Origin of the sequence: Streptomyces sp. NPDC088197, from assembly GCF_044741185.1 — a bacterium.
GTDB lineage: Bacteria > Actinomycetota > Actinomycetes > Streptomycetales > Streptomycetaceae > Actinacidiphila.
Genome location: NZ_JBIUSD010000009.1, coordinates 44,260 through 66,348, shown reverse-complemented (window position 1 = coordinate 66,348; position 22,089 = coordinate 44,260). Strand labels below are relative to the sequence as shown.

Annotated in this window: 16 protein-coding genes and 1 pseudogene; 10 read left to right on the top strand and 7 right to left on the bottom strand. The window is 72.8% G+C overall.

Annotated features, from left to right (window positions below; genetic code table 11):
• The first annotated feature begins 809 nt into the window (after positions 1-809).
• The 8 genes and pseudogenes from ACIOC1_RS22105 to ACIOC1_RS22070 all read left to right on the top strand — a co-directional run.
• The gene (locus tag ACIOC1_RS22105; RefSeq protein ID WP_401856135.1) at positions 810-2,135 is read left to right on the top strand and encodes a hypothetical protein; all 1,326 of its coding nucleotides are present in this window, start codon (positions 810-812) and stop codon (positions 2,133-2,135) included.
• 343 nt (positions 2,136-2,478) lie between these two features.
• Positions 2,479-3,396, top strand: coding sequence for a DUF4397 domain-containing protein (locus ACIOC1_RS22100; RefSeq protein WP_401309796.1), 918 nt, complete (start codon positions 2,479-2,481; stop codon positions 3,394-3,396).
• A gap of 8 nt (positions 3,397-3,404) precedes the next feature.
• A complete protein-coding gene (locus ACIOC1_RS22095) occupies positions 3,405-4,058 on the top strand; it encodes a class F sortase (RefSeq protein WP_401856134.1) in 654 nt (217 codons plus the stop codon).
• A gap of 692 nt (positions 4,059-4,750) precedes the next feature.
• Positions 4,751-5,044, top strand: a complete 294-nt coding sequence (locus ACIOC1_RS22090) for a lactococcin 972 family bacteriocin (protein WP_355336333.1) — start codon at positions 4,751-4,753, stop codon at positions 5,042-5,044.
• Positions 5,045-5,368: 324 nt separating this feature from the next.
• The gene (locus ACIOC1_RS22085; RefSeq protein ID WP_401856133.1) at positions 5,369-7,471 is read left to right on the top strand and encodes a hypothetical protein; all 2,103 of its coding nucleotides are present in this window, start codon (positions 5,369-5,371) and stop codon (positions 7,469-7,471) included.
• Between the two features lie 48 nt (positions 7,472-7,519).
• Entirely contained in the window at positions 7,520-8,371 is an 852-nt protein-coding gene (locus ACIOC1_RS22080) for an ABC transporter ATP-binding protein (protein WP_401856132.1), read from the top strand.
• A 212-nt stretch (positions 8,372-8,583) separates the two neighbouring features.
• On the top strand, positions 8,584-10,230 hold the full coding sequence (locus tag ACIOC1_RS22075; protein ID WP_401856131.1) for a hypothetical protein: 1,647 nt from the start codon (positions 8,584-8,586) through the stop codon (positions 10,228-10,230).
• Positions 10,231-10,257: 27 nt separating this feature from the next.
• Positions 10,258-10,368: pseudogene (locus tag ACIOC1_RS22070) on the top strand (hypothetical protein); the annotation flags it as partial.
• Between the two features lie 38 nt (positions 10,369-10,406).
• On the opposite strand, the gene ACIOC1_RS22065 reads toward ACIOC1_RS22070, so the two are convergent.
• From ACIOC1_RS22065 to ACIOC1_RS22035, 7 genes are all read right to left on the bottom strand, one after another.
• Positions 10,407-11,150, bottom strand: coding sequence for an N-acetylmannosamine-6-phosphate 2-epimerase (locus ACIOC1_RS22065; RefSeq protein ID WP_401856130.1), 744 nt, complete (start codon positions 11,148-11,150; stop codon positions 10,407-10,409).
• Entirely contained in the window at positions 11,147-12,073 is a 927-nt protein-coding gene (locus ACIOC1_RS22060; protein WP_401856129.1) for an ROK family protein, read from the bottom strand. Before ACIOC1_RS22060 ends, ACIOC1_RS22065 begins: the two co-directional genes overlap by 4 nt.
• Positions 12,070-12,999, bottom strand: a complete 930-nt coding sequence (locus tag ACIOC1_RS22055; RefSeq protein WP_401716757.1) for a dihydrodipicolinate synthase family protein — start codon at positions 12,997-12,999, stop codon at positions 12,070-12,072. The genes ACIOC1_RS22060 and ACIOC1_RS22055 overlap by 4 nt, the downstream gene beginning before the upstream one ends.
• A complete protein-coding gene (locus ACIOC1_RS22050) occupies positions 12,996-13,991 on the bottom strand; it encodes an ABC transporter ATP-binding protein (protein WP_355336320.1) in 996 nt (331 codons plus the stop codon). Before ACIOC1_RS22050 ends, ACIOC1_RS22055 begins: the two co-directional genes overlap by 4 nt.
• A complete protein-coding gene (locus ACIOC1_RS22045) occupies positions 13,988-16,132 on the bottom strand; it encodes a dipeptide/oligopeptide/nickel ABC transporter permease/ATP-binding protein (protein WP_401856128.1) in 2,145 nt (714 codons plus the stop codon). Before ACIOC1_RS22045 ends, ACIOC1_RS22050 begins: the two co-directional genes overlap by 4 nt.
• Before the next feature lies 1 nt (position 16,133).
• On the bottom strand, positions 16,134-17,084 hold the full coding sequence (locus ACIOC1_RS22040) for an ABC transporter permease (protein ID WP_355336316.1): 951 nt from the start codon (positions 17,082-17,084) through the stop codon (positions 16,134-16,136).
• 128 nt (positions 17,085-17,212) lie between these two features.
• Positions 17,213-18,829, bottom strand: a complete 1,617-nt coding sequence (locus ACIOC1_RS22035; RefSeq protein WP_401716763.1) for an ABC transporter substrate-binding protein — start codon at positions 18,827-18,829, stop codon at positions 17,213-17,215.
• 392 nt (positions 18,830-19,221) lie between these two features.
• Between ACIOC1_RS22035 and ACIOC1_RS22030 the strand changes: the two genes are divergently transcribed.
• Positions 19,222-19,977, top strand: a complete 756-nt coding sequence (locus ACIOC1_RS22030; RefSeq protein ID WP_355336437.1) for an FCD domain-containing protein — start codon at positions 19,222-19,224, stop codon at positions 19,975-19,977.
• Positions 19,978-20,097: 120 nt separating this feature from the next.
• Positions 20,098-22,086 carry an exo-alpha-sialidase gene (locus ACIOC1_RS22025; RefSeq protein WP_401856127.1) on the top strand — a complete coding sequence of 663 codons (1,989 nt, stop codon included), beginning with the start codon at positions 20,098-20,100 and terminating at the stop codon, positions 22,084-22,086.
• Positions 22,087-22,089 lie beyond the last annotated feature (3 nt).

Genomic DNA, 22,089 nt, shown 5'->3' with positions numbered 1-22,089 from the left:
GCCCGGATCTCGGGGAGGCGCAGGCACAGGCGACGCAGATCGCGTTCGCTCCACGAGCGGGGGGGTGCTGCGGCGCGTGCACGGCGGGGCGCTGCCGCTCGCCACGATCGAGTCGCCGCACGTGGACACGGTGTTCCTGGCCGTACACGGCGTCCAGCCGGCCGATTCACCGCCGCGAGCGAGCCGGAGGCCGACATCGGGCGGCCCCTGATCGCCGCCGCACGGCGAACCGTCGTGCTCCCCGACTGATCCTGGCCGGCGACCCATCCGCGGCCGGAGCGGCTCCGAATACGGGGCAGGAGAGCGTCTCCGTGTGGTCGTCGTACGGGAAGGACCGGGCCTGCCGCTTACCTCCACTGAGCTGTGGAGGTGTCGTTTCCGGACCGCGGGATCTGCTGAATTTCTGCGCATTCAGCCCGCGTCCGGAATTTGTCGTGCCCGAATACCGGGACGCTCCCGATGAGCTTTGTGGTGCGTGAGTGAATTACTCGCGAGTAAAAGGATCACCGTAATGATCATCACCACTCTCGCCGCGCTGACCAGCATGTTTGATCGCAGCGGGCATATTCGGGATTCACTCCGTGTCCGAGATTGAACGGAAAGTGAGAGGGCTTGTCAGTTTCGTTCAAGTGTGCTGATATTCGGGCTGGATTCCTTTCGCTCCGAGGCGCTGCGGAGTCGGCTTCCTCAGGGGGGAGGCCGATTTCGCGGAAGCGGGCACCAGCCCGTGACGCCCCGGTCCCGGTCGTCCGGGCGGCGGTCGTCACCGCCGCGCGGGCGCCGTTCCCCTTCCAACCCGTGAGCGGTCCATGTCGCAGAACTTCTTCGAGCCCCGCACACCGGTACGGCGGCCACGGCCGCCGGGACCGGCGCTCGGCCTGCCGCCCGGCCTGGTGCCGGGGCTCGAACCCGCGGCCCGGGAGGGGAAGGCCGCGGGACCGTCCGGGGGCGGGGGGCCGTCGGGGCCTGGTGAACCTCCCAGACCCGGCGGCCCCGACGAGCCGTCCTGGCTCCGGATCTACTGGAACACCCTGCGGTCCTTCGTCCGGCGCCACCTCGGGCTGAGGCCGAAGGCGCCGGCCGCGCCCGGCGAACAGGCCGCCCGGCGGCACCGGGGCCGGGCGCTCGCGGTCACCGTGCTCGTCCTGGCGGTGGTGTCCGCGGCGGCCGTGGTCGTCCTGCGCGACCGCGGCGGCTCCGGGACCGGGACCGAGGGCTCCGACCGGCCGACGGCGGCCGTCGATCCGAAGGCGTCCGCGTCCGGGTCGTCGTCCGGGTCGTCTTCCGCGTCGGTCTCCCCGTCCACGCCGCCGCCGATCCGCGACGCCGTCGCGACCTGGGTGGCCGGGCACATCGGCCCCACCCACGTCGTCGCCTGCGACGTCGCCGTCTGCGCCGCGCTCGTGTCGCACGGCTTCCCCGCGGGCTCCACCCTCACCGTCACCTCCTCTCCGCAGCAGCTGCTCGGCGCCGATGTCGCCGTCGTCACCGGCCCGTTGCGCGCGATGGCGGGGGACGCGCTACGGGATCTGACCGGCCCGCAGCCGCTCGCCGTGTTCGGCGGGGATGAGGGTGACGGGGCCGGGGCGGGTGACGAGGCGGGTGACGGGCCCGGCAGCGGCAGCGGGACGGACGCGGCGGCCGACGCGCAGCGCGCCGAGGTGCTGCCGATCGCCCACGCCGGGCGTACGGCGTACGAGCGCGTGGCCGCCGCGGACCGCGCGGAGCGGCGCTTCTCGGGGGCGGCGCTCGCCGCCAACCAGCGGATCACCTTCCAGGGCGGCACACGCGCGCTTCTGACGAGTGGTCATGTCGACCTGCGCGTCTGCGCGTTGCTCGCCGTCCTCAGCAGCGGTCACACCCTCACCGTCGCGTCCTTCGACGCGCCCGCGCCCGGCGCCGGTGCCGACGTCCCGCGCGGCGGCGTGGCGATCTCGCGCGTGGACGGCGCCCCGGCCACGGGGAGCGGACCGCAGGCCGCCGCGCTGCGCGCCCTCGTCGACGCCCAGCAGCCGCCCTACCGCCCGCTGCGGACCGCGGCGCGTACCGGCGGCGCCGGAACCCCCGCCGTCCTGACCGTGCTGTACGACCAGCCCGCGCCCGACGGCCTCGTCAGCGCCAACTCCCCGTCGTGAACGCCGCATCGCCCCCGCCCGGCCCGCCCTCCGGGCCCGGCCCGAACCCGGACCTCGACCGTGAACGCCGAAGCCGACCCCGTACCGGCCCCCGGCTCGACCGTGAACGCCGGACCGACCGGCCCACCCTGTTGGGCGGCCCGACCCCAACCCGACCCGACACAGGCCCCGCCCCAGGCCCCGCCCCCGAACCCCGAGCCGACCGGCACACCCGCCCGTCAGACGGCCCGGCCCCGCCCCGCACCGACACACGCCCAGACCGCGCCCCCGCCCCCGACCCCGACCCCGACCCACTCCTGAACGCCGGACCAATCGGCGCATCCGCCCGTCAGAAGGACTTCGCATGAGGCTTTTCCCGCGGGCGACCGCGCGCACCGGATCGTCGTCCAGACCGTCGTCCAGATCCTCGGCGCGGGCCGCCGCGCTCGGCGCCGCCGCCGTTCTCACGCTCAGCGCCGCGGTGCTGGCGGGCCCGGCCGCGGCCGGTGCGTCGGCGGCTCCCGCCTGGTCCGGCGGCTGGCTGCGGCTGGCGCACTTCTCGCCCGGTACGCCGCCGGTGGACGTCTACCTCTACCCCTTCGGCGGATCGAAGGCCGCGATGGTGCTCAAGAGCGTGTCGTACGGGCACGCTTCGCCGTACGAGTCTGTCGCCACCGGCCAGTACACGGTCGCGATGCGCAAGGCGGGCGACCCGGCGTCGGTGTCGCCGGTCATCTCCTCGACCGTACGGGTCGTGCAGGGCCGCGCGTACACCGTCGCCGGGCTCGGCCCGAACTCGGCGCTGCAACTGCGCACGCTCTCCGACCAGTTGTCGGCCCCGCAGGGCCAGGCCGCGGTACGGGTCATCCAGGCGTCGCTGAGCCAGCCCGCCGTCGCGGTCCACGTGGCCGCGCTGAACCAGGGTTCGCTGCGCTTCCCCGCCTCGACCCCGTACCGCACGGTGTCCGCGGGCAGCACGACCGTACGGGTCTCGGCCGGGGCCGCGACGACCTCCCGTACCGTCCAACTGACCGGCCGCAGCACGCACACGCTGGTCGTCCTGTCCTCCACCGGCTCCGCGCCCGGCCTGCTCGACCTCACCGACTCCGCGGGGCCGAGCCGTCAACCCCACGGCGGCGTGGACGCGGGCTTCGGCGGTCTCGACCAGCGGAAGGCGGCGGCCGAGGGCTCCCGTACGCCCCAACTGGTCGGCTGGGGAGCCGCCTTGGTCATCGGTTCCGGCCTGCTGGTGCTGTCGGTACGCCGACTGCGGCGCGGCTGAGCGGCGTCATGGCGCCGCGACACGCACGGCCCCGGCCGCGTCATCGGGGAGCGGCCGGGGCGCTCGCCGTCCTCGGAGCGGTGACGGTCGCGGGCGGCGCCGTCGGCCTCGCCGCGAATCTGGGGACGCGGCCGGGCTCCGGCCACGCGCGCGCCGCCGTCGGGGCGGTCGCCCCGGAGCCGGGCCGGGTCGTCAGCCGGCCCGTGGCCCCGACGGAGCCGACCGCCGCCCGGCCCCGCGCGCTCGCCATCCCGGCCATCGACGTCGACACCCCGCTCGAACCGCTCGGCCTGACCCCTTCCGGCGCCCTGGACACCCCCTCGCGGCCGAGCCGGGCGGGCTGGTTCGACGCGGGTCCGGTCCCCGGTGCCCCCGGCCCCGCCGTGCTCGTCGGCCACGTCGACTCCCCCGGCGGCCCCGCCGTCTTCTCCCGTCTCTCACTCCTGCGGGTCAACGACATCATCCGCGTCGCCCTCGACGACAACCGGACCGTCCGCTTCCAGGTGACGTCCGTCCGGAGCTACGCCAAGGACGCGTTCCCCACCGAGGCCGTCTACGCCCCGCGCCCCGACCCCCAACTCCGCCTGATCACCTGCGGCGGCCGTTTCACCGGCCACACCTACCTCGACAACATCGTCGTCTTCGCCCGCCTCCTGCCCTGAGGCCGCCCGCCTCGTCCCCCGCGACACAGCGCGCCGTGAGGATTCCGAATGCGTTTCGCGGGAGCGGTCTGACATTCCCGCAACGCCGTTCCGGATAGCCGTACTTCGCGGAAAACGGAATGCCACGCCTTACTTGCAGCGTGAATCAAGTTGAATCCGGAATTCCGCGCCTGAGGGCCGTTTCCCGGATCTGATTCAAGCCGCATACCGCCGAGAACGCGCCAAGCCTCGGTACGGGATTCGAGGTCGGCCGGATCCGCGCCTATCGTCGGCCGGGTTGCCGCGGACCACCCGGCACCGGCACGGGGGAGCACACATGCGTGGGATCAGAAGACCGCCCATCGGCGCAGCGCAGCACGTGAGACGGTACGGGCCCGCAGCGGCGACCGCCTGACGCGTCGCCGCGCGCACCGGCGCCCGCCCGCCCGCGCCGGGCGTCCACGTACCCCGTACCGCCCGAAATCCGGCCCGCGGCCGGACATCGCGCGGTGCGGAATTCCCGCTTCCCATTCGCCTGCCGACCACCGCCGTCGCCGCCCGCTGACGCCGGTGGATTCAGGCATGGGCGGACCGTTCCGACCCGCCCGCGACAGGCAATTCCCGGAGCGCAATTTCATGGTTGCCAGTGCAACTGAATGTGTGCCAGGGTTCTGCCTCGTCCGATCAAGCCCACGAGAAAGCGGAGTTCATTCATGAACAAGAAAACCGGAATTAAGGTCGCCGTCGCCGCTGTCGCCCTCAGCTTCGCCGCCGCCACGCCGGCCCTGGCCACCTCGGTCGACGTCGGCGGCGGCAAGTGGAGCTACGACCACGGCGCCAACACCGCGTGGTCGAACTACAAGCACCCGACGAACAAGCACGCGTCGTCGGTGAAGATCGGCACCGTCGTGTTCGGCAGCGGCTGCACGGCCAAGGGCGTATGGTCCCTGGCCTCCGCGGGGCTGAACGGCAACTCGGTCAGCTACTACTACAACCCGTCCTGCTGACCCTCCGTCAGCGAGGGGGCCGGTCATGGCTGACCGGCCGGGCGGTACCGGTCGGGCGGTAGCGGTCGGGCGGTAGCCGCCGGGTGGTAACGGCCGGGTGGTAACGGCCGGGTGGTAACGGCCGGGTGATCCGGCGCGGTTGTGGAGGCGGGGACGTCACCGCCTCCACGGCCGCTCGCCCCTCCCGCGCCCGCGCCCGCCGTGAGCCGTAGCCGTAAGCGGTAAGCGGTAAGCGGTAAGCCGTGAACAGCCGGTACACCGTACGTCGCCGTCACGCCGTCACGCCCGTCTGAATTCCCGAGCGCCCTCAACCGAGGAATCACCATGCTGCATCGCGGTATTCGAGTCGTCCACGCCGCCCTTCTGGCCTTCTCCGCCGTCTTGGCCTTCCTCTTCGTGCGCGGACTCGACGAGGACGGGGTGCTGGGCAACTCCGCCATGGTCGACGTGCTCGACTCCGACGGATCGACGAGCGCGCCCCACGTCGTCCAGGCCGTCGAGTCGTTCGCGGCGCGGCACGGGGTCGGGGTCGCGCGCGAGGTGCCCGACCTCAAGAACCCCGACACGGTCCGCCACCTGTACCTCGCGCCCGGCGGCACCGGTACGCGGACCGCGAAGTGGCTGGACCACGGCTACCCGGCGTTCAGCGAGAACTTCACCACCCGCGTGCACCCGCTCGCCGACGTCGGCCAACTCGACCCGCGCGGCACGTACTACGTCTTCGGGCCGGCGGGCGCCGCCGACGCCCTGCGGCTGGAGTTCACGCACCTCGGCATGACGGTCGAGGTCAGCCACCCGCTGTCCGCACGGGGGTTGATCGACCGGTACAAGAACGACTCGCTCTTCCGTTCCTTCTACGTCGTCGCCCTCGCGGCGCTGACGATGACCGGCGCGAGCGTGCTGCTCAACGCGCGGGCGTACGGCGTACTGCGCATGCAGGGCATGTCCTTCACCGGCATCCTGCTGCGCGACCTGCGGCGGCTCGCCGTCTTCTGGCCGCTGTCGGCCGCCGTCGTCGCGGCCGCGGTCCTCACCTTCCTCGGCCTCTACAACGGCCTCGCGTGGCTCGGCCTGTTCGCCGCCGTGGTCGCGGTCCTCGCCGTCCTGCTGGCCGCCGTCGTCCTGGCCGCGCACGCGGCGGCGCTCGCGCTGACGTTCAAGGTCGGCGTCCTGCCCGCGCTCAAGGGCGAACTCCCGTCCCGAGCCGCGTCCTTGAGCGTCTATCTGGTCCGTGTCCCGGCGCTGCTGCTCGCGCTCAGCATCGCCACCAACGCCACGCTCGCGAGCCGCGACGTTCTCACCCGTGAGGACAACCGGGACGCGTACCACGCGGTCGGCGACGCCGTGTCGATCCGGCTCAGCGGCGCATTCGCCATGCACATGGACCAGTTGAACCAGCACGTCGGGCCGTGGCTGCGCAGAGCCGACGCGCGGGGCGAGGTGATCGTGGCCGGGCGGCGGGACCTCCAGATGTCCGCGCCCGGTGAGCACCTGCCCTCCGGCGAGATCCTCGTCGTCAACGACACCTACCTGGCACGGCAGCCGATGGTCGACCCGGCGGGGCGGCGCTACGCGTCGCAGGCCGGGAGCGCGACGGCCGCGGACGCCCGCGCGGTACGGCTGCTGATCCCCGACACGCTCGCGTCGGACACCCCCGCGATCACCAAGGCCGCCGAGGCGATCATCGACCCCGACCTCACCGGGCGCGTCCCCATGAAGGTCTCGGCGACCCGCGGCGGCCAGCGCGTCTTCGGCTACAACACCGGTGAGTACTCCTACCGTTCGGGCCACGACGCGGCCGAGGACCGTTCCATGGTGCGCGACCCGGTCGTCATCGTCGTCCCCAACGGATCGCGCTTCCTCACCGACGACGCCTACACCGCCATCGCGACACAGGCCGGAGTCGTCTTCCCCGACCCCGCCGACGTGACGGCGGGCATCCGCGCGGAACACCTCCAGGACTACGTGAACTCCATGAGTCCGGTGGGCGAGAAGACCGCCCTCGACCTCAGGAAGGCGCTCACCGAACTCCGGGTCCAGATCTTCAACCTGGTCATCGCCGCGATGGTGCTCCTCATCGCCGCGGTCGGCGTCTGCCTCATCTACGCCCGCAAGAACGCGCAGAGCATCTTCGCCCAGCACGTCAGCGGCTGGCGGTACGTCGCCTCGCACCGCTTCCTCCTGGCCGTCGAGGTGGCCATCGCGGTGATCTTCGCGACCCGGGTGCCGTTCCAGGCGTGGCAACAGCGCCAGCACCTGCGGCAGTTGGCCGCCGCCGGTGAGCCCGCGACCTTCGAGCCGACCCGGCTGACCGCGCTCGACCTCGGTGTCATCAGCGGTCTGGTCGTCTTCGAACTGGCCGCCGTGCTGCTCGCCCTCGCCTACTTCCACCGCCGCATCGTGAAGGAGGGCGCGACCGGGACCTGAGCCGGCCGCGCCCACGGAATTCCTCCACCGAGCAGGAGTGTGCCTGTCATGACGAAGCTGATCGAGATCGAGAGTCTTTCGAAGTCCTATGGTTCCCGCACGTTGTGGGACAACGTCAACCTCACCGTGGAGCGCGGCGAGATGCTGGCTCTCGTCGGTCCCAGCGGATCGGGAAAGTCGACCCTCCTCAACTGCCTCGGACTGCTCGACCGCCCGACGTCCGGTGCCATCCGGTACGAGGGGAAGGACATCACGCGGTTCGGCCGCCGCGACATCCGGCAATTCCGCCGTGACACCCTTGGATATCTCTTCCAGCACTACGCGCTCATCGAGAGCGAGACCGTCGAGCAGAATCTCGAAGTCGCGGCCAGGCCGCGGCCGTTGCTGCGCGGCAAGGCAGGGCCCGCGATCGCCGAGGCCCTGGAGCGGGTCGGCCTCGCGGGGCGCGGCAAGGAGACGGTCCATCACCTCAGCGGCGGTGAGCAGCAGCGGGTCGCGCTGGCGCGCGTGCTCGTCCAGCGCTCGGCGCTGGTGCTGGCGGACGAGCCGACGGGCGCGCTCGACGACGCCAACTCGGCCGTGGTGGTGGACATTCTGCGGGAGCTGAGCCGGTCGGGGTGCGCGGTGGTGATCGCCACGCACGACGCGGGCGTGCGGGACCGCTGCGACAACGTGTTCGCGGTGGGGAGGGGCGCGGGGGCCGCACCGGGGGCAGGGGCCGCACCAGGGGCAGGGGCGGCACCGGCATCCCCCCGGCAGGCCGCACCCGCGCCCGCATCGACCGCCGCATCGACCGCCGCGCCGAACAACGTACCGAACAACGCGCCGAACACGGCGCCGAACAACGTTCCGGCCACCGTGCCGACGGCCATTTCGAGCGGTGCGCGCGCGGAGAAATGACGTTCCGAAAGTCCTTCGCGCGCGCCGGAGTAGGATGCGTGTCACCGCCATCAGTGGGTGTCGATCACGCTTCCTCCAGGCGGTTCACAATTCAACAAACTGCCTCGGGTGCCTCTTTGACGTCCACCGACAGCAAATCCCGCTCGATACAAAGCCGTTCGGGATTCAAAGCAACCATCACGGCCTCTCGGGCATCTTTACCGAGTCGGGCGATGCTGATCTGGCTGATTCCGCCGCTGTGGACTCTCGCCCTCGGCCTCTGGGGACTCTCCCGGCAGCACACCGTCTGGCGTGACGAGGCGGCCACCTGGCAGGTGGCCGGGCGGTCGACCCCCGAGATCCTGCGCATGCTGCACCACGTGGACGTCGTGCACGGTCTCTACTACCTGCTGATGCACGCCCTGTTCAGCGTGTTCGGACCCCACACGACCACGCTGCGGCTGCCTTCGGTGCTGGCCGGCGCGGTGGCGGCCACCTGCGTCGCGCTCATCGGGCGGCGGCTGGCCGGTCTCGCCGCGGGCCTCGCGGGCGGGCTGGCCTTCGGGCTGCTGCCCGCCGTGCAGTTCTACCTCCAGGAGGGGCGGCCGTACGCGCTGGTCGCCGCCGGGGCCGGGGTGTCGACCCTGCTGCTGGTCGCCGCGCTCCAGGAGGACACCGGACCGCGCCGCCGCGCGTGGCGCTGGGCGGGATACGGCGGCGCCGTCCTCGTCTGCGGGCTGCTGAACTGGTTCTCGCTCCTGATCCTCCCCGCGCACCTGGCCACACTGCTCTGGTCCCGGGCCGCCGACCGCCGTACGTGGGCCGCCTGGACGGCCGCCTCCGCCGTCGCCGTCCTGGCCGTCACTCCGCTGGCCCTCTTCAGCCGGGGCCAGTCGGCGCAGGTGTCCTGGATTCCGCCGCTGACCTGGCACATGCTGATCGGGCCCGGGGTGCTGGTGCTGATCGGCGGCGTCTGCGCGGCGGTGTCCGGCCGCCCTATCGCGGGCCGCGCCTGTACGGACGTCTTACGTATCGCCCCACCTCGTACCGGCGCGCCTCGTATCGCCCCACCCCGGTCCGACGCGCCTCGTACGGACGCGCCTCGTACCGGCGCGCCTCGTACCGGCGCGCCTCGATCCGGCGCGCCTCGTACGGACGGGCCTCATGCGCACGCGCCTCGTACGGACGGGCCCCGTACGGACCGGCTGTCCGCCGCCGCCGTGGGGCTGCCGTTGCTCGCGGTGCCGCAACTCGGCCTGGTCTGCGTGTCGTTGTTCCAGCCGCTGTTCCTCGACCGCTATGTGCTCTTCAGCATGCTGGGCCTCGCGCTGCTCATCGGCGCGGCGATCGGCGCCGCGGTGCGCGCCGCCCGGCCCCGTTTCCCGCGCACGTCCGCGTGGATCGTCCCCGTGGCGGTCGCCCTCGCGACGGTGGCGCTGATCCCGCAGTCGCTCGCCGAGCGCTCGCCGAAGAGCCGGGTCGACGACGTCATGGCCGTGGCCTCCGACGTCCAGCGGCTCAAGCGCCCCGGCAACGCCGTCCTCTTCATCCCCTCCGCCCGCCGCGACACGGAATCCGTCTCCCCCGGCGCCTTCTCCGGCCTGCACGACATAGCGCTGACCGAGACCCCGGAGCGCTCCGGAACGCTGAAGGGCCTGGAGGCTGCCCCGGCCCGCATCCGTACGGCGATGCTCGCGCGGGACCGCATCCTGCTGGTCACCGACGTCCCCTGGATCGCCCGCCCCCTGACCGCGGCGCAGGACCGGATGAAGATGCGGGTCCTGCTGACGTACTTCACCCCGGTGGCCGATGTCCGCGTCCACGGACGGCGGTTGACGGTGTACGAACGCCTTCCCCGCCCCGCGCGCGCCGCCCGCTGAACCGTCCGGCCGCACCGTCCCGCTCACATCGACTCCCCGTCCGTCGCGGCCGACCCGGCGGCGAACATCGCCGATGTCTCCGCGTTCACCAGCCCCGACAAGCCGGACACGGCGACGCTGGCGCTGAACTCGTACCCGTTCCAGGCACCCGGCCCGGCCGTCGCGGCGGAGGGCCTTCACCCCAACTGCCGCTGTGCTCCGAGCCCTTCGGCGAACCACCGGGTCAGCGTCGTCGGGTGGGTGATCGCGGTGCCGACCACGACCGTGAAGGCTCCCGCGGCGAGGGCCGACCGGGCCTGGGCGGGGGTGTGGACACGGCCCTCGGCGACGACGGGGACCGACAGGTCCGCGCTGAGGCGGGCGACCAGGGCGAGGTCGGGACCGTCCGGGTGCGGGCCGCTGCCCGTATAGCCGGACAGCGTGGTGCCGACCAGGTCCGCGCCGAGGTCCGCCGCCGCGACGCCCTCCTCGTAGCTGGAGACGTCGGCCATGAGCAGGCGGCCCGCGCGGTGCACGGCCGTGACGGTACGTTCCAGGGTCTCGCCGCCGGGGCGCGGGCGGAAGGTGGCGTCGACCGCGACGATGTCCGCGCCGGTCGCGGCGACAGCGAGGGCGTGCCGCTCGGTCGGGGTGATGTAGACGCCCGAAGTGCCGTCCTTCCAGAGGCCGATGAGGGGGACGTCGGTGACCGCGCGGATCGCGCGCAGGTCGTCGAGGCCCTGCGCCCGGATACCGGCCGCGCCGCCTTCCCGGACGGCGAGCGCCATCTGACGCATGATCAGCGGGTCGCGCAGCGGCTCCCCCGGATACGCCTGGCACGAGACGACGAGCCGGCCGCGCAGCCGTTCCAGGACACTGCCGGGGTCGGCGGCCGACGTGGGCCGACCGCCCGAAGTCGGTTGACCTTCACGGCCGTTCACGCCAGCGCCTCCCGTCCCAGGAGCGCGGCCCCGTACAGCGCGGCGTCGTCGCCGAGCGAGCCCGCCCGCAGCGGGGTCCCGGCGACGGCCGGGACCAGGTGGGAGGCGACGGTCGTCCGCAGGGTGTCCCACCAGACGGGTCCGCAGCGGCTCACCCCGCCGCCGAGGAGGACGAGGTCGGGGGCCAGGACGTTGACGAGGCCGCCGACGGCTTCGCCGAGCGCGGTGGCGCCTGCGCGCAGGACGGTCAGCGCCGTCGGATCGCCGTCCTGCGCGCGGGAGTTGACAAGGCGAAGGGTCGCGGGCGCGGCGCCCGTCCCGTGTCCGGGCCGCGCGCCCGCCAGTTCGCGGTAGGCCGCCGTCATCGCCGGTCCGGACGCCGCGGCCTCCACGTGTCCGACGCCCCCGCAGGGGCAGGGCAGCCCGGCCGCGGCGGGCACCGGCAGGTGACCGGCCTCGCCCGCCGCGCCACCGGCGCCGTGGTGGACGCGTCCGTCGATCAGGACGCAGCCGCCGACGCCGGTGCCGACCGTGAGGAGCAGCACGCAGGCGTGCCCGGCGGCGGCGCCGCGCCAATACTCGCCGAGCGCATGGGCGTTGACGTCGTTGTCGACGCCGACCGGCAGGCCGAGCCGGGCGGCGAGCAGCCCGCGCAGGTCGGTGCCGCCCCAGCCGGGGAGCGCGGACGTGGCCGACCGTACCCGGCCGGTACCGGGGTCGATGACGCCCGCGCTGCCGACGCCGACGGCGTCCACGGGCCTGCCGAGCAGGGTCACCGCGCGGGCCGCGGTGTCCAGCACGGCGGCCGGGCCCTGCCGCGCCGGGGTGGGCAGGGTGGCGCGGTCGAGCAGCACGCCCTCGGGGGTGACCAGGGCGGCCGCCGTCTTGGTCCCGCCGATGTCGACTCCGGCGAGCAGCGTCATCGCAGGCCCGCCTGCTCCAGGATCGCGCCGATACGGCCGGTCTCGGCGTCGGTGAGCGGGCGCATCGGCGGGCTGACGGTGTTGCGGGCGATGACGCCGAGCAGCGTCAGCGCGGTCTTGAACGCGCCGAGGCCGGACGCCGTACCGGACGCGGTGGCCGGGTCGGCGACGGCGACGATGTCGAAGAGCCGGGCCAGCCGGTCCTGTTCGGCGCGGGCCGCCGTCCAGTCGCCGCGCGCCGCGGCGTCGTGCAGCCGCCGGTAGCCGTGCGGGTCGACGTTGCCGAGGCCGGGGACCGAGCCGTGCGCACCGCCGAGCAGCATCGCGTCCACGACGACCTCGTGCCCGGTGAGCAGCGCGAAGTCCGGCACGTCCCTGGTGTCGAGAATGAGTTGACGGAATGTCACGTCGTCGCCGCTGGAGTCCTTGACCCCGGCCAGCACCCCGTCGGCGGCAAGTGCGCCGACCAGCTGCCGGGAGAGCTTGCTGTGGACGCAGACCGGGATGTCGTAGGCGAGTACCGGCACGTCGATCGAGGCCGCGACCGTCCGGAAGTGCCGGTCGATCTCGGTGGGATGGGTGCGGGTGTAGAAGGGGGCGGTCGTGACGACCGCGCTGGCGCCGCGCGCGACGGCGGTACGGGCGCGCTCCAGCACCTTGTTGGTGGTGGTCTCGATGGCGCCCGCCAGCACCGGCACCTGGCCGCCCGCGGTCTTCACCACCACGTCGAGCACCGTCTCCTGCTGCTCGTCGGTGAGATAGGCGACCTCGCCAGAACTCCCCAGCGCGAACAGGCCGTCGACACCGCCGCCGATGAGGTGGCCGACCACGCGCTCCAGCGACGCGACGTCCACCGCGCCGTCGTCGGTCAGCGGGGTGACGACGGGCGGGACGACGCCGGAGAACCGGGGTGTACGGGCAATCACGAAGTGCTCCTTGTGCCGTGGTGCGCGGCGGTCGCCGCCGCGGTGGTCCTGGGGTGTACGCAGTGCCATTGGTGGTCGCCGTCCCGCGTGGCGGCGGGGAAGGCGGTCGCGCAGGTGTCGTCCGCCTTCCAGCACCGGGTGCGGAACGGACAGCCGGAGGGCGGGTGGGTGGCCGACGGCACGGGGCCGTTGAGCACGATCCGCTCGGTGGTCCCCAGCAGGCTCGGTGTGGCGGAGAACAGCGCCTGGGTGTACGGGTGGGCGGGCGCGGCCGACACCTGGGCGGCCGGGCCCTCCTCCACGATCCGCCCGAGGTAGAGGACCGCGAGCCGGTCCGACAGGTGGCGCACCGTCTGGATGTCGTGCGAGATGAAGACCATGCCGAGGCCGAGCCGGGACCGCAGGTCCATCAGCAGGTTGAGCACCTGCGCGCGGACCGAGACATCGAGGGCGCTGGTCGGTTCGTCGGCGACGATCAGCTCGGGTTCCAGCGCGAGCGCCCTGGCGATGGCGACCCGCTGGCGCTGCCCGCCGGAGAGCTGTCCCGGCAGCGCCTGCCGGGTGTGCCCGGGCAGGCCCACCAGCTCCAGCAGTTCCGTCACCCGCTGTTCGCGGGCGCGCGGGGTGCCGCGCCGGTGCACGTCCAGCGGGTCGCGCAGGATGCGGCCGACCGGCATCCGCGGGTTGAGGGCGGTGGACGGGTCCTGGAAGACCACGCCGACCGACGCGCCGAACTCCTGGCGGCGCCTGGCCGCCGGCAGCTCCCACAGATCCTCGCCGCGGAACATGACCCGGCCCTCGGTCGGCCGTTGCAGACCGGTCAGCACCCGCGCCAGCGTCGACTTGCCGCAGCCGGACTCACCGACCAGGCCGACGATCTCACCGCGCTCCACCGTCAGCGACGCCCCGGTCAGCGCGTGCACGGCGTCGTGCCGGAACAGGCCGCCGCCGCGCGCCCGGTGCCTGACGTGGACCTCTTCGACGCGGATCATCGTCCGCTCCTTTGCAGCAGTACGGGTTCGGCCGCGTGGTGGCAGGCGACGCCGTGCGCCGCGGCGGGCAGGGGGGACACGGCGGTTGCGGCGCGCGGGTCCGTCGCCGGGGCCGGCCGCCCCGTCAGCTCGGGGGCGCGGGTCCCGCACACCTCGGTGGCCGCGCCGCACCGGGAGGCGAAGCGGCATCCGGCGCCGAACTGGCGCGGCGCGGGCACCACGCCGCTGATCTGGTGCAGCCGCTCGGCGCCCGCCTCCAGCGAGGTGACCGAGCCGAGCAGGCCGCGCGTGTAGTGGTGGGCGGGGTCGGACAGCAGCGCCCGGGTGTCGCCGGTCTCGGCGACCTGCCCCGCGTACATCACCGCCACCCGGTGGGCGAGCCCGCTGACCAGCGCGAGGTCGTGCGAGACCAGGATCATCGCGAATCCCAGTTCGTCGCGCAGCCGGGTGAGGAGTTCGACGACCTGCGCCTGGACGGTGACGTCGAGCGCGGTGGTGGGTTCGTCGGCGATGAGCAGCCGGGGGCTGCGGGACAGCGCCATGGCGATCAGTACGCGCTGCCGCTGGCCGCCGGACAGCTCGTGCGGGTAGCTGCGCAGCGTGCGTTCCGGGGAGAGGCCGACGAGTTCGAGCAGTTCCGCCGGGCTCTGCGTGCCGCCGCGCGAGGTGAGCTGCTTGAGCTGGCGGCCGATGAGGACCGACGGGTTCAGCGACGACATCGCGTCCTGGTAGACCATGGCGATCTCGGGCCCCGCCAGCACCCTGCGGCGGCGGGGCGACATGCCGAGCAGGTCCTCGCCGCGGTAGTCGATGGCACCGCTCACCCGCGCGTTGCGGGCCAGCAGGCCCATGACGGCCAGGCTCGTGATGCTCTTGCCGCAGCCGGACTCCCCGACCAGACCGAGGGTCTCGCCCTCCCTGACGGTGAGCGAGATGCCGTCGACCACCGGCACGTCGCCGTAGCGGTCGGGGAAGCGGATCGACAGGTCCCGGATGGAGAGCAGTTCCGCGGCGGTGGCGGGCACCGCCGCGAGCGGCGGCGGATTCCGCGTCATGCGTTCGGCGAGCAGGACGAGGCTGCGCTGTACGGCGGCGGCCCGTTCGTCGTCGTGCGCCCGCGTCCGGCGGGGAAGCGGCGTGTCCTGGGGCGCGGTGTCACCGGCCGGGCGATCCGTACCGGAGGCGGTGGCCGCGGGGGCGACTCCGGCCGCGGCCGCGGGTACGGCCGCCCCCGATACGGCCGCCGCCGCGGGTACGGCCTCCGGCGCCGCTCCGGCCGCCGCTCCCGGCGCCGCCGAGGCGTCGGTCAGTCCCTCGGACAGGATGTTCAGGGCCAGGACGGTGACGAGCAGCACCAGGCCGGGGAAGAGGGTGGCCCACCAGCCGCCGGACAGCAGGATCTGCCGCCCGTACGAGAGCACGTTGCCCCAGCTCGGCTCGGGGTCCTTCACCCCGGCGCCGATGAAGGACAGGCTCGCCTCGAAGATGATCGCCTCGGCGACCAGCACGGTGGCGAAGACCATGACGGGCGCGGCGCAGTTGACGGCCACGTGCCGCAGCACGATGTAGGCGCGACGGGCGCCGATGACCTTCTCCGCGGCGACGTAGTCCTCGCCGTACTGCGCGAGGACGTTGGCCCGTACGACGCGGGCGAGCGAGGGGACGTACACCGCGGCGATGGTGAAGATCAGGACGGGCACGCTGGAGCCGAAGACGGTGACCAGGACGGCGGCGAGCGCGATCGGCGGGAAGGACATGACGACGTCCAGCACCCGCATCACCGACTCGTCGCCCCACTTGGGCGAGGTGGCCGCGAGCGAACCGAGGACCGCGCCGACGACGACGGCGACGGCCGTGGAGCCGAGGCCGATCACCAGCGAGTAGCGGGCGCCGTAGACGACCCGGGCGAAGATGTCCCGGCCGATCCGGTCGGTGCCGAACCAGTGCCGGGAGCCGGGGGGTTGGACGGGTATGCCGGTGGTCAGCGGATTGTCCGCGACCAGCGGCGCGCACACCGCGGCCAGGACCACGACGGCCAGGACGACGAGCGAGATCCGTGCGGCGAGCGGCAGCGCGCGGAAACGGATGCCGGGACGCGACAGCTTGGCGACGACGCGTTGGGGGCCAGTGAACAGGAACATCTCACACCGTCCTGATGCGCGGGTTGACCAGCAGATAGAGCAGGTCGACGACGACGTTGACGACCAGGAAGGCGAGCGCGATCATCAGGACGGTCCCCTGCACCAGGGCCACATCGCCGCCGGTGACGCCCTCCAGGATGAGCTTGCCCATGCCGGGAAGGTCGAAGATCGTCTCGATGACGACGGCGCCGCTGAGCAGGTAACCGACCTTGACGCCCAGCACGGTGAGCGGGGTGACCAGCGCGTTGCGCAGCACGGACCGGATGACCAGCAGCCGTGGCAGGCCGTTGCCGGTGGCCGTGCGGACGTAGTCGCGGTCGAGTTCGGTGACCATCGAGGTGCGGATGAGCCGGGCGAGCGAGGCCGCGACCGGGACCGCGAGCGAGACCGCCGGGAGCGTCATGCAGCGCAGCCAACCGGTGAAGGAGTCACCGGGGTTGACGTATCCGCCGGTCGGGAAGAGCGAACTGTCCAGGGCGAACCGCTGGATCAGCAGCACGCCCAGCCAGAAGGAGGGCACCGCGACACCGGCCATCGACACCACGCGGAAGACGTGGTCGGGCCAGCGGTCCCGGTACACCGCGCCGACCACGCCGAGCGCGACGGCGAGCACGATCGCGATCAGCAGCCCCAGCAGCGTCAGTTGCAAGGTGAGCGGGAAGGCGACGGTGATCCGGTCGACCACCGGCTGGCTCGGCGGCACGGTCACGCCGAGATCGCCGTGCAGCAACTGGTTCAGGAAGTGCGCGTAGCGGACGGGCAGCGGGTCGTCGAGCCCGTTGGCGTGCGCGAACGCCGCGCGGGCGGCGGCCGTCGAGTTCTCCCCCAGGGCGTTGTAGGCGGGGTCCACGGGAGAGAACTGGAGCACGACGAAGACCAGCAAGGTGATGCCGAGGATCATCACCGGCATGATCGCCACGCGGCGCAGCGCGAGCCGAAGGAAAGCGAACATCGGGCGTTCCTAGCAGTAGGTCCTGGACGACTGGCGGGTCCGGGACCCGCGCGGGGAGCGCGGGCGGCTCGTACGCGGGAGGTACGAGGCGCTCACGCACCGGGCGCGCGGGCCCCGGTCCTGGCGGCTCACGCCGGGGACACGCCGAGGAACGACAGACCGGTGGTGGGCACGGGGCTGAAGCCGGCCAGCGCGTGCCCGTCCCACGCGGTCGGGAGCTTGCGGTGCAGGATCGGGTAGAGCGGCGCCTGCTCGGCGACGATGTCGGTGACCTGGGACCACAGCTTCGTACGGGTCGCGTCGTCGGTGGTGCGGGCGGCCTGGTCGAGCAGCGAGACGACCTGCTTGCCCTGGGCGGTGCCCGACCAGCGGTAGCGGGTCTCGGGCCAGGTCCCGACGTAGAACCAGCGCATCAGCAGGTCGACGTCGTTGCCGAACACCGAGGGGTCGCCCGGGGCGACGAGGAGGTCGAAGTCGCCGGTGTCGATCTTCGCGTACTGGGCGGAGGACTGGCCGATGCTGAGCGTGGTCCTGACGCCGACGGCGTCCCAGCTCTCCTTGACCAGCGGGGCGATGTCCTGCACCCAGGAGGTGTCGGTGGTCAGGACGGTCACCTTCAGGTCGCTGACGCCCGCGGCCTGGAGCAGCGCCTTGGCCTTGGCGGGGTCGTGGCCGTAGACCGTGGCGGCCTTGACGTAGTCGGGGTGGCTGGGCTGGAGGTAGCCGCTGGCCGGGGTGGCCTGGCCCGACATGGCGGTGGCGATGATCTTGTCGGTGTCCAGCGCGTAGTGCAGGGCCTGGCGCACCCGCTGGTCGTCGAACGGCTTCTTCGCGCAGTTGAACATCAGGAAGAGGTTGCCGAAGGACGCGGCCGACTCGACGGTGACCTTGCGCTTGAGGCCGGCCATGTCGATGTACGGCACGTCCTCGATGGCCGCGACCCGGCCGGACTGCACGGCGCTGACCCGCGCGGAGGCGTCCGAGAGCAGATTCCAGGTCATCGCCTCGGCCTTGGCCGGGTAGCGCCCGTTGTACCGCGCGTACTTCTTGAAGACGATTTTGTCCTCGCGGGTGGCCGACACCAGCGCGTACGGTCCGGAGCCGACCGGCTTCGCGTCAAAGCCCTTCTCGTCGGCCTGGACGATCTTCTTCGGCACGATCTTGACGACGGATATCCGGGAGGGGAAGAGCGCGAAGGGGTACTTCAGCGCGAACTCGACCGTGTGGGCGTCCACCGCCCGCGCGGAGCGCAGGAAGGGCAGGAACTGCGCCATCAGGGAGGCGTTCTTCGGGTCGAGGATGCGCTCGAAGCTGAAGACCACGTCATCGGCGGTGACCGGGGAGCCGTCGTGGAAGGTGGCCCCGTCGCGCAGGGTGGCGCGGTACGTCGTCGGGCCGACCTGGACGGGCAGCGCCGTGGCGAGGGCGGGGCGGGCGGTGAGCGAGACCGGGTTGAGGTCCACCAGACCCTCGAAGATGTGCCAGTTGGCCGCGACCGGGGTGGCGCCGGAGGAGGTCATCGGGTCGAAGCCGGTGGACAGGGCGTACGAGATCCCCGCCGTGATGGTGGCGCCGCCGGTCCCGCCGCCGGTCCCCTTGCTGGCCGCGGAGTCGGGGGCGTTGGTCGAGGAGGGTCCGCCGCACGCGGCGAGGGTGCCGGTGAAGGCGGCGGCAGCGCCGACCGCGCCGGTGTACCGCAGGAATGCGCGGCGATCGACTCTGGCGGGTGTCCGTCGAGAAGACACGGGGAACCTCCGGGCAGGGGTGAGCAGGAATGAGGTGGACGGTGGAGACGGGCGAAGCGGAAGCCGGTCGCGGGGCCCGGCGGACTGCGGACCGGCCGTCGCGTGCCCGGCCGGTGGTGCGGCCGTCGTATGCCCGGCCAGCGGTGCGGCCGTCGTATGCCCGGCCGGTGGTGTGTGCCCGGCCGGGCCGCCGCGGACGCCGGGAGGGCGGTTCCGCGGGCGGGAGTGGGGCGCGGGCGGCCAGAGTATGCCGGTGGGACGACCACTCTGTGCAACATCAGACATAAGATGTCTGATGGCTGATAGGGTTGGACCGTAGTCGTTGGAACGAGAGGGGTCAAGAGGTGGACGGAACTCGCGATGCGGGCAACGGACGGGGTCGTCGCCTGCTGATGCACGAGGTCAGCGAGGGCATCAAACGTTACATCCTGGACAATGGGCTCCGTCCGGGGGACGTCCTGCCCACCGAGAACGAGCTGTGCGAGGCCCTGGACGCCAGCCGCTCCAGCGTCCGCGAGGCCGTGAAGACCCTCGACGTCCTCGACATCGTGGAGGTGCGCCGGGGGCACGGCACCTACGTCGGCCGCCTCGGACTGTCCGCGCTCGTGGAAAGCCTCACGTTCCGTGGCATGCTCGACCGCGACGACGACATGCAGCTCATGCTGGAGCTGGCCGACATGCGCGAGTTGTTCGAGCGCGGCATGGCCGACCGCATCGTGGCCGCGCTCGACTCCGCCGACCTGGACGCCCTCGCCGCGCTGGTGGACGACATGAACGCGTCCGGCAGCGGCGACGGGACCGGTTTCGTCGAGGCCGACCGGGCCTTCCACGCCCTTCTGGTCGCACCGCTCGGCAACGAACTGATCGGCCAGCTCTCGGCGGCGTTCTGGGACGTCTACATCGTCGTGGCCCCGCAGCTCACCGGGATCAGCAGGGCGGAGGAGGTGGAGACCGTCCACCACCACCACCGGATCGTGGAGGCCGCGCGCGACCGGGACGCGGCGGCCTTCGCCGCGGCCGTCTCCGACCACTACGCGCCGGTCCGGCGGCGGATCGCCGAGGCGCGGGCGGCGGCGGAGGGGAAGGCGGGGACGCCGGAGGCACGGGAGCGTGCGGTCATCGCGCCGAGGCGGCGCTCCGGATCTTGACGGGGTCGGACCCCGGCCCTAGGGTCCCTCGACAGCAGACATCTGATGTCGTTCGTCAGGTGTCATACCTAAGGTACGTCCTGTCGAGCGCGGTGTCCGCCGCGAGCTGAGGAGTCCCCTGTGCCGCCGCCGTTGCCGCCCGCCTCCCCCGATGTGCCCGTACCGTCCGTGGCACCCGTGCCGTCCGTGGCATCCGTGCCGTCCGTACCGGTCGTGCCGCCCGTGTCTCCGTACGCCCGATCAGCGCGGAGGGGTTCGACCCGGAGGGGATCGGCCCGGAGGGGAGCGGCGCGGGCGGTCCGCCGGACGCTGCTCCCCCTGACGGTCGTCGTCGCGGCGGCGGCCGCACCGCTGGCCACGGCGACGCCCGGGTACCCGGCCACCCCGGGCGCCCAGACCGCCGTCGTCAGCCAGGACTGCGTCAGCAGCCGTATACGGGTCGCCCTCGGCAATCCGACCGCCGCGAGCACCACCTTCACCGTGACGTGGCCGGGGAACGGCACCTGGACGCCGGCCGTCGCGGCGGGCGACCGCTCGGACCTGTTCTTCACCAAGGCGAGCGGCACGGCGTACTCCTTCCGCGTCACCACGCCCCAGGGCCTGGACACCACCCTGTCCGGCACGCTGAACTGCGACGGAGCCCTGGGCTCCCAGGTCGGCATGGACTGCCCGCGCGCCGCCGACGGTTCACCGCCCGCCACTCACGCCCTGCGCGTGACGCTGGTCAACCGCTCCCCCGTCCAGCAGACCTTCACCGTCGCCTGGCCCGGCCGCGGCGGCTCCCCCTGGACCAGGACCGTCGCCGCCGGAGCCTCGGACGACTCGCTGTACTGGACTGTCGCCAACGGCACGCCGTACACGTTCACCACGACCACGCCGACCGGCTACAGCCGTACCGAATCCGGCACCGCCACCTGCGGACTGGCCTCCGGCACACCGGGGTTGAACGCCCAGACGCTGTTCAGCCCGGCCACGCCCATCAGCGGCCTCAACCGGCTCTCGGCGGACGGCAGCACGTACGAGACGTACACCGGCACCGCCGCCTCCGTACGCATCCCGGCCATGGCCGTCACCAGGAGCGGCACCGTCATCGCCATGGCCGACGCGCGGGTCGACAGCAGCGCCGACCTCGGCGGCGCGAGCAACAACATCCAAGTCGCCCTGCGCCGCAGCTCCGACGGCGGCGCCACCTGGACCGCGCCCGCCGTCGTCGCCCACGCGCCCACCACGCACGAGGGATACGGGGACAGCAGCCTGCTCGTCGACCGGTCCGTCGGCGCGAACGGCAAGGTGTTCGCCTTCATCAACTACTCGCCGGCGCCCGGCATCGGCTACTACGGTTCCGCGGCCGGCTCCAACTCCGCGACCGACACGACCGCGATGCACATCCGCTACATCGCCTCGACCGACAACGGCGCCACCTGGAGCGCCCCCGTCGACCTCAACCCCCAGGTCAAGAGCACCGGTTGGGCCGGGCTCTTCGCCTCCTCGGGCCACGGCACCCAACTGGCCAGCGGGCGGCTGGTGCAGCCCATCGTGTACCGCGAGAACGGCGTGGACCACGCGGGCGACATCTACTCCGACGACCACGGCGCCACCTGGCACGCGGGACCGGCGGCGGCGACCGGCGTCAACGAGAGCAAGGTCGTCCAGCGCGGCAACGGCAAGGTCGTCCAGAACCTCCGCTCCAACGCGGGCGGCAACCGCTGGTACGCCACCGCGGGTGACGCCTCCCCGGCCGGAGCGACCGACGTCGCCAGCGCGTTCGGCCCGGCCTGGAACTCCGGCCTGGTCGACCCCGGTTGCAACGCCGACGAGATCTCCTACCTCCAGCCCTCCCAACTCGGCGCGAACGGAGCCCCCACGACCACCTCGGTCGCGTTCCTCAGCAACAACGCCTCCACCGCCCGTTCCGAACTGACCGTCCGCGTCAGCCAGGACGACGGCGCCACCTGGCCCCACCAGGCGCTCATCAAGTCCAAGGCCGCCGGTTACTCCACCCTGGCCGTCCTCCAGGGCGGCTCGATCGCCGACCTCTACGAAATCGGCGACACGGGCGGCATCGTCTTCGCCGCCTTCACGCTGCCCTGGGTCCAACAGGCGCCCTGACCC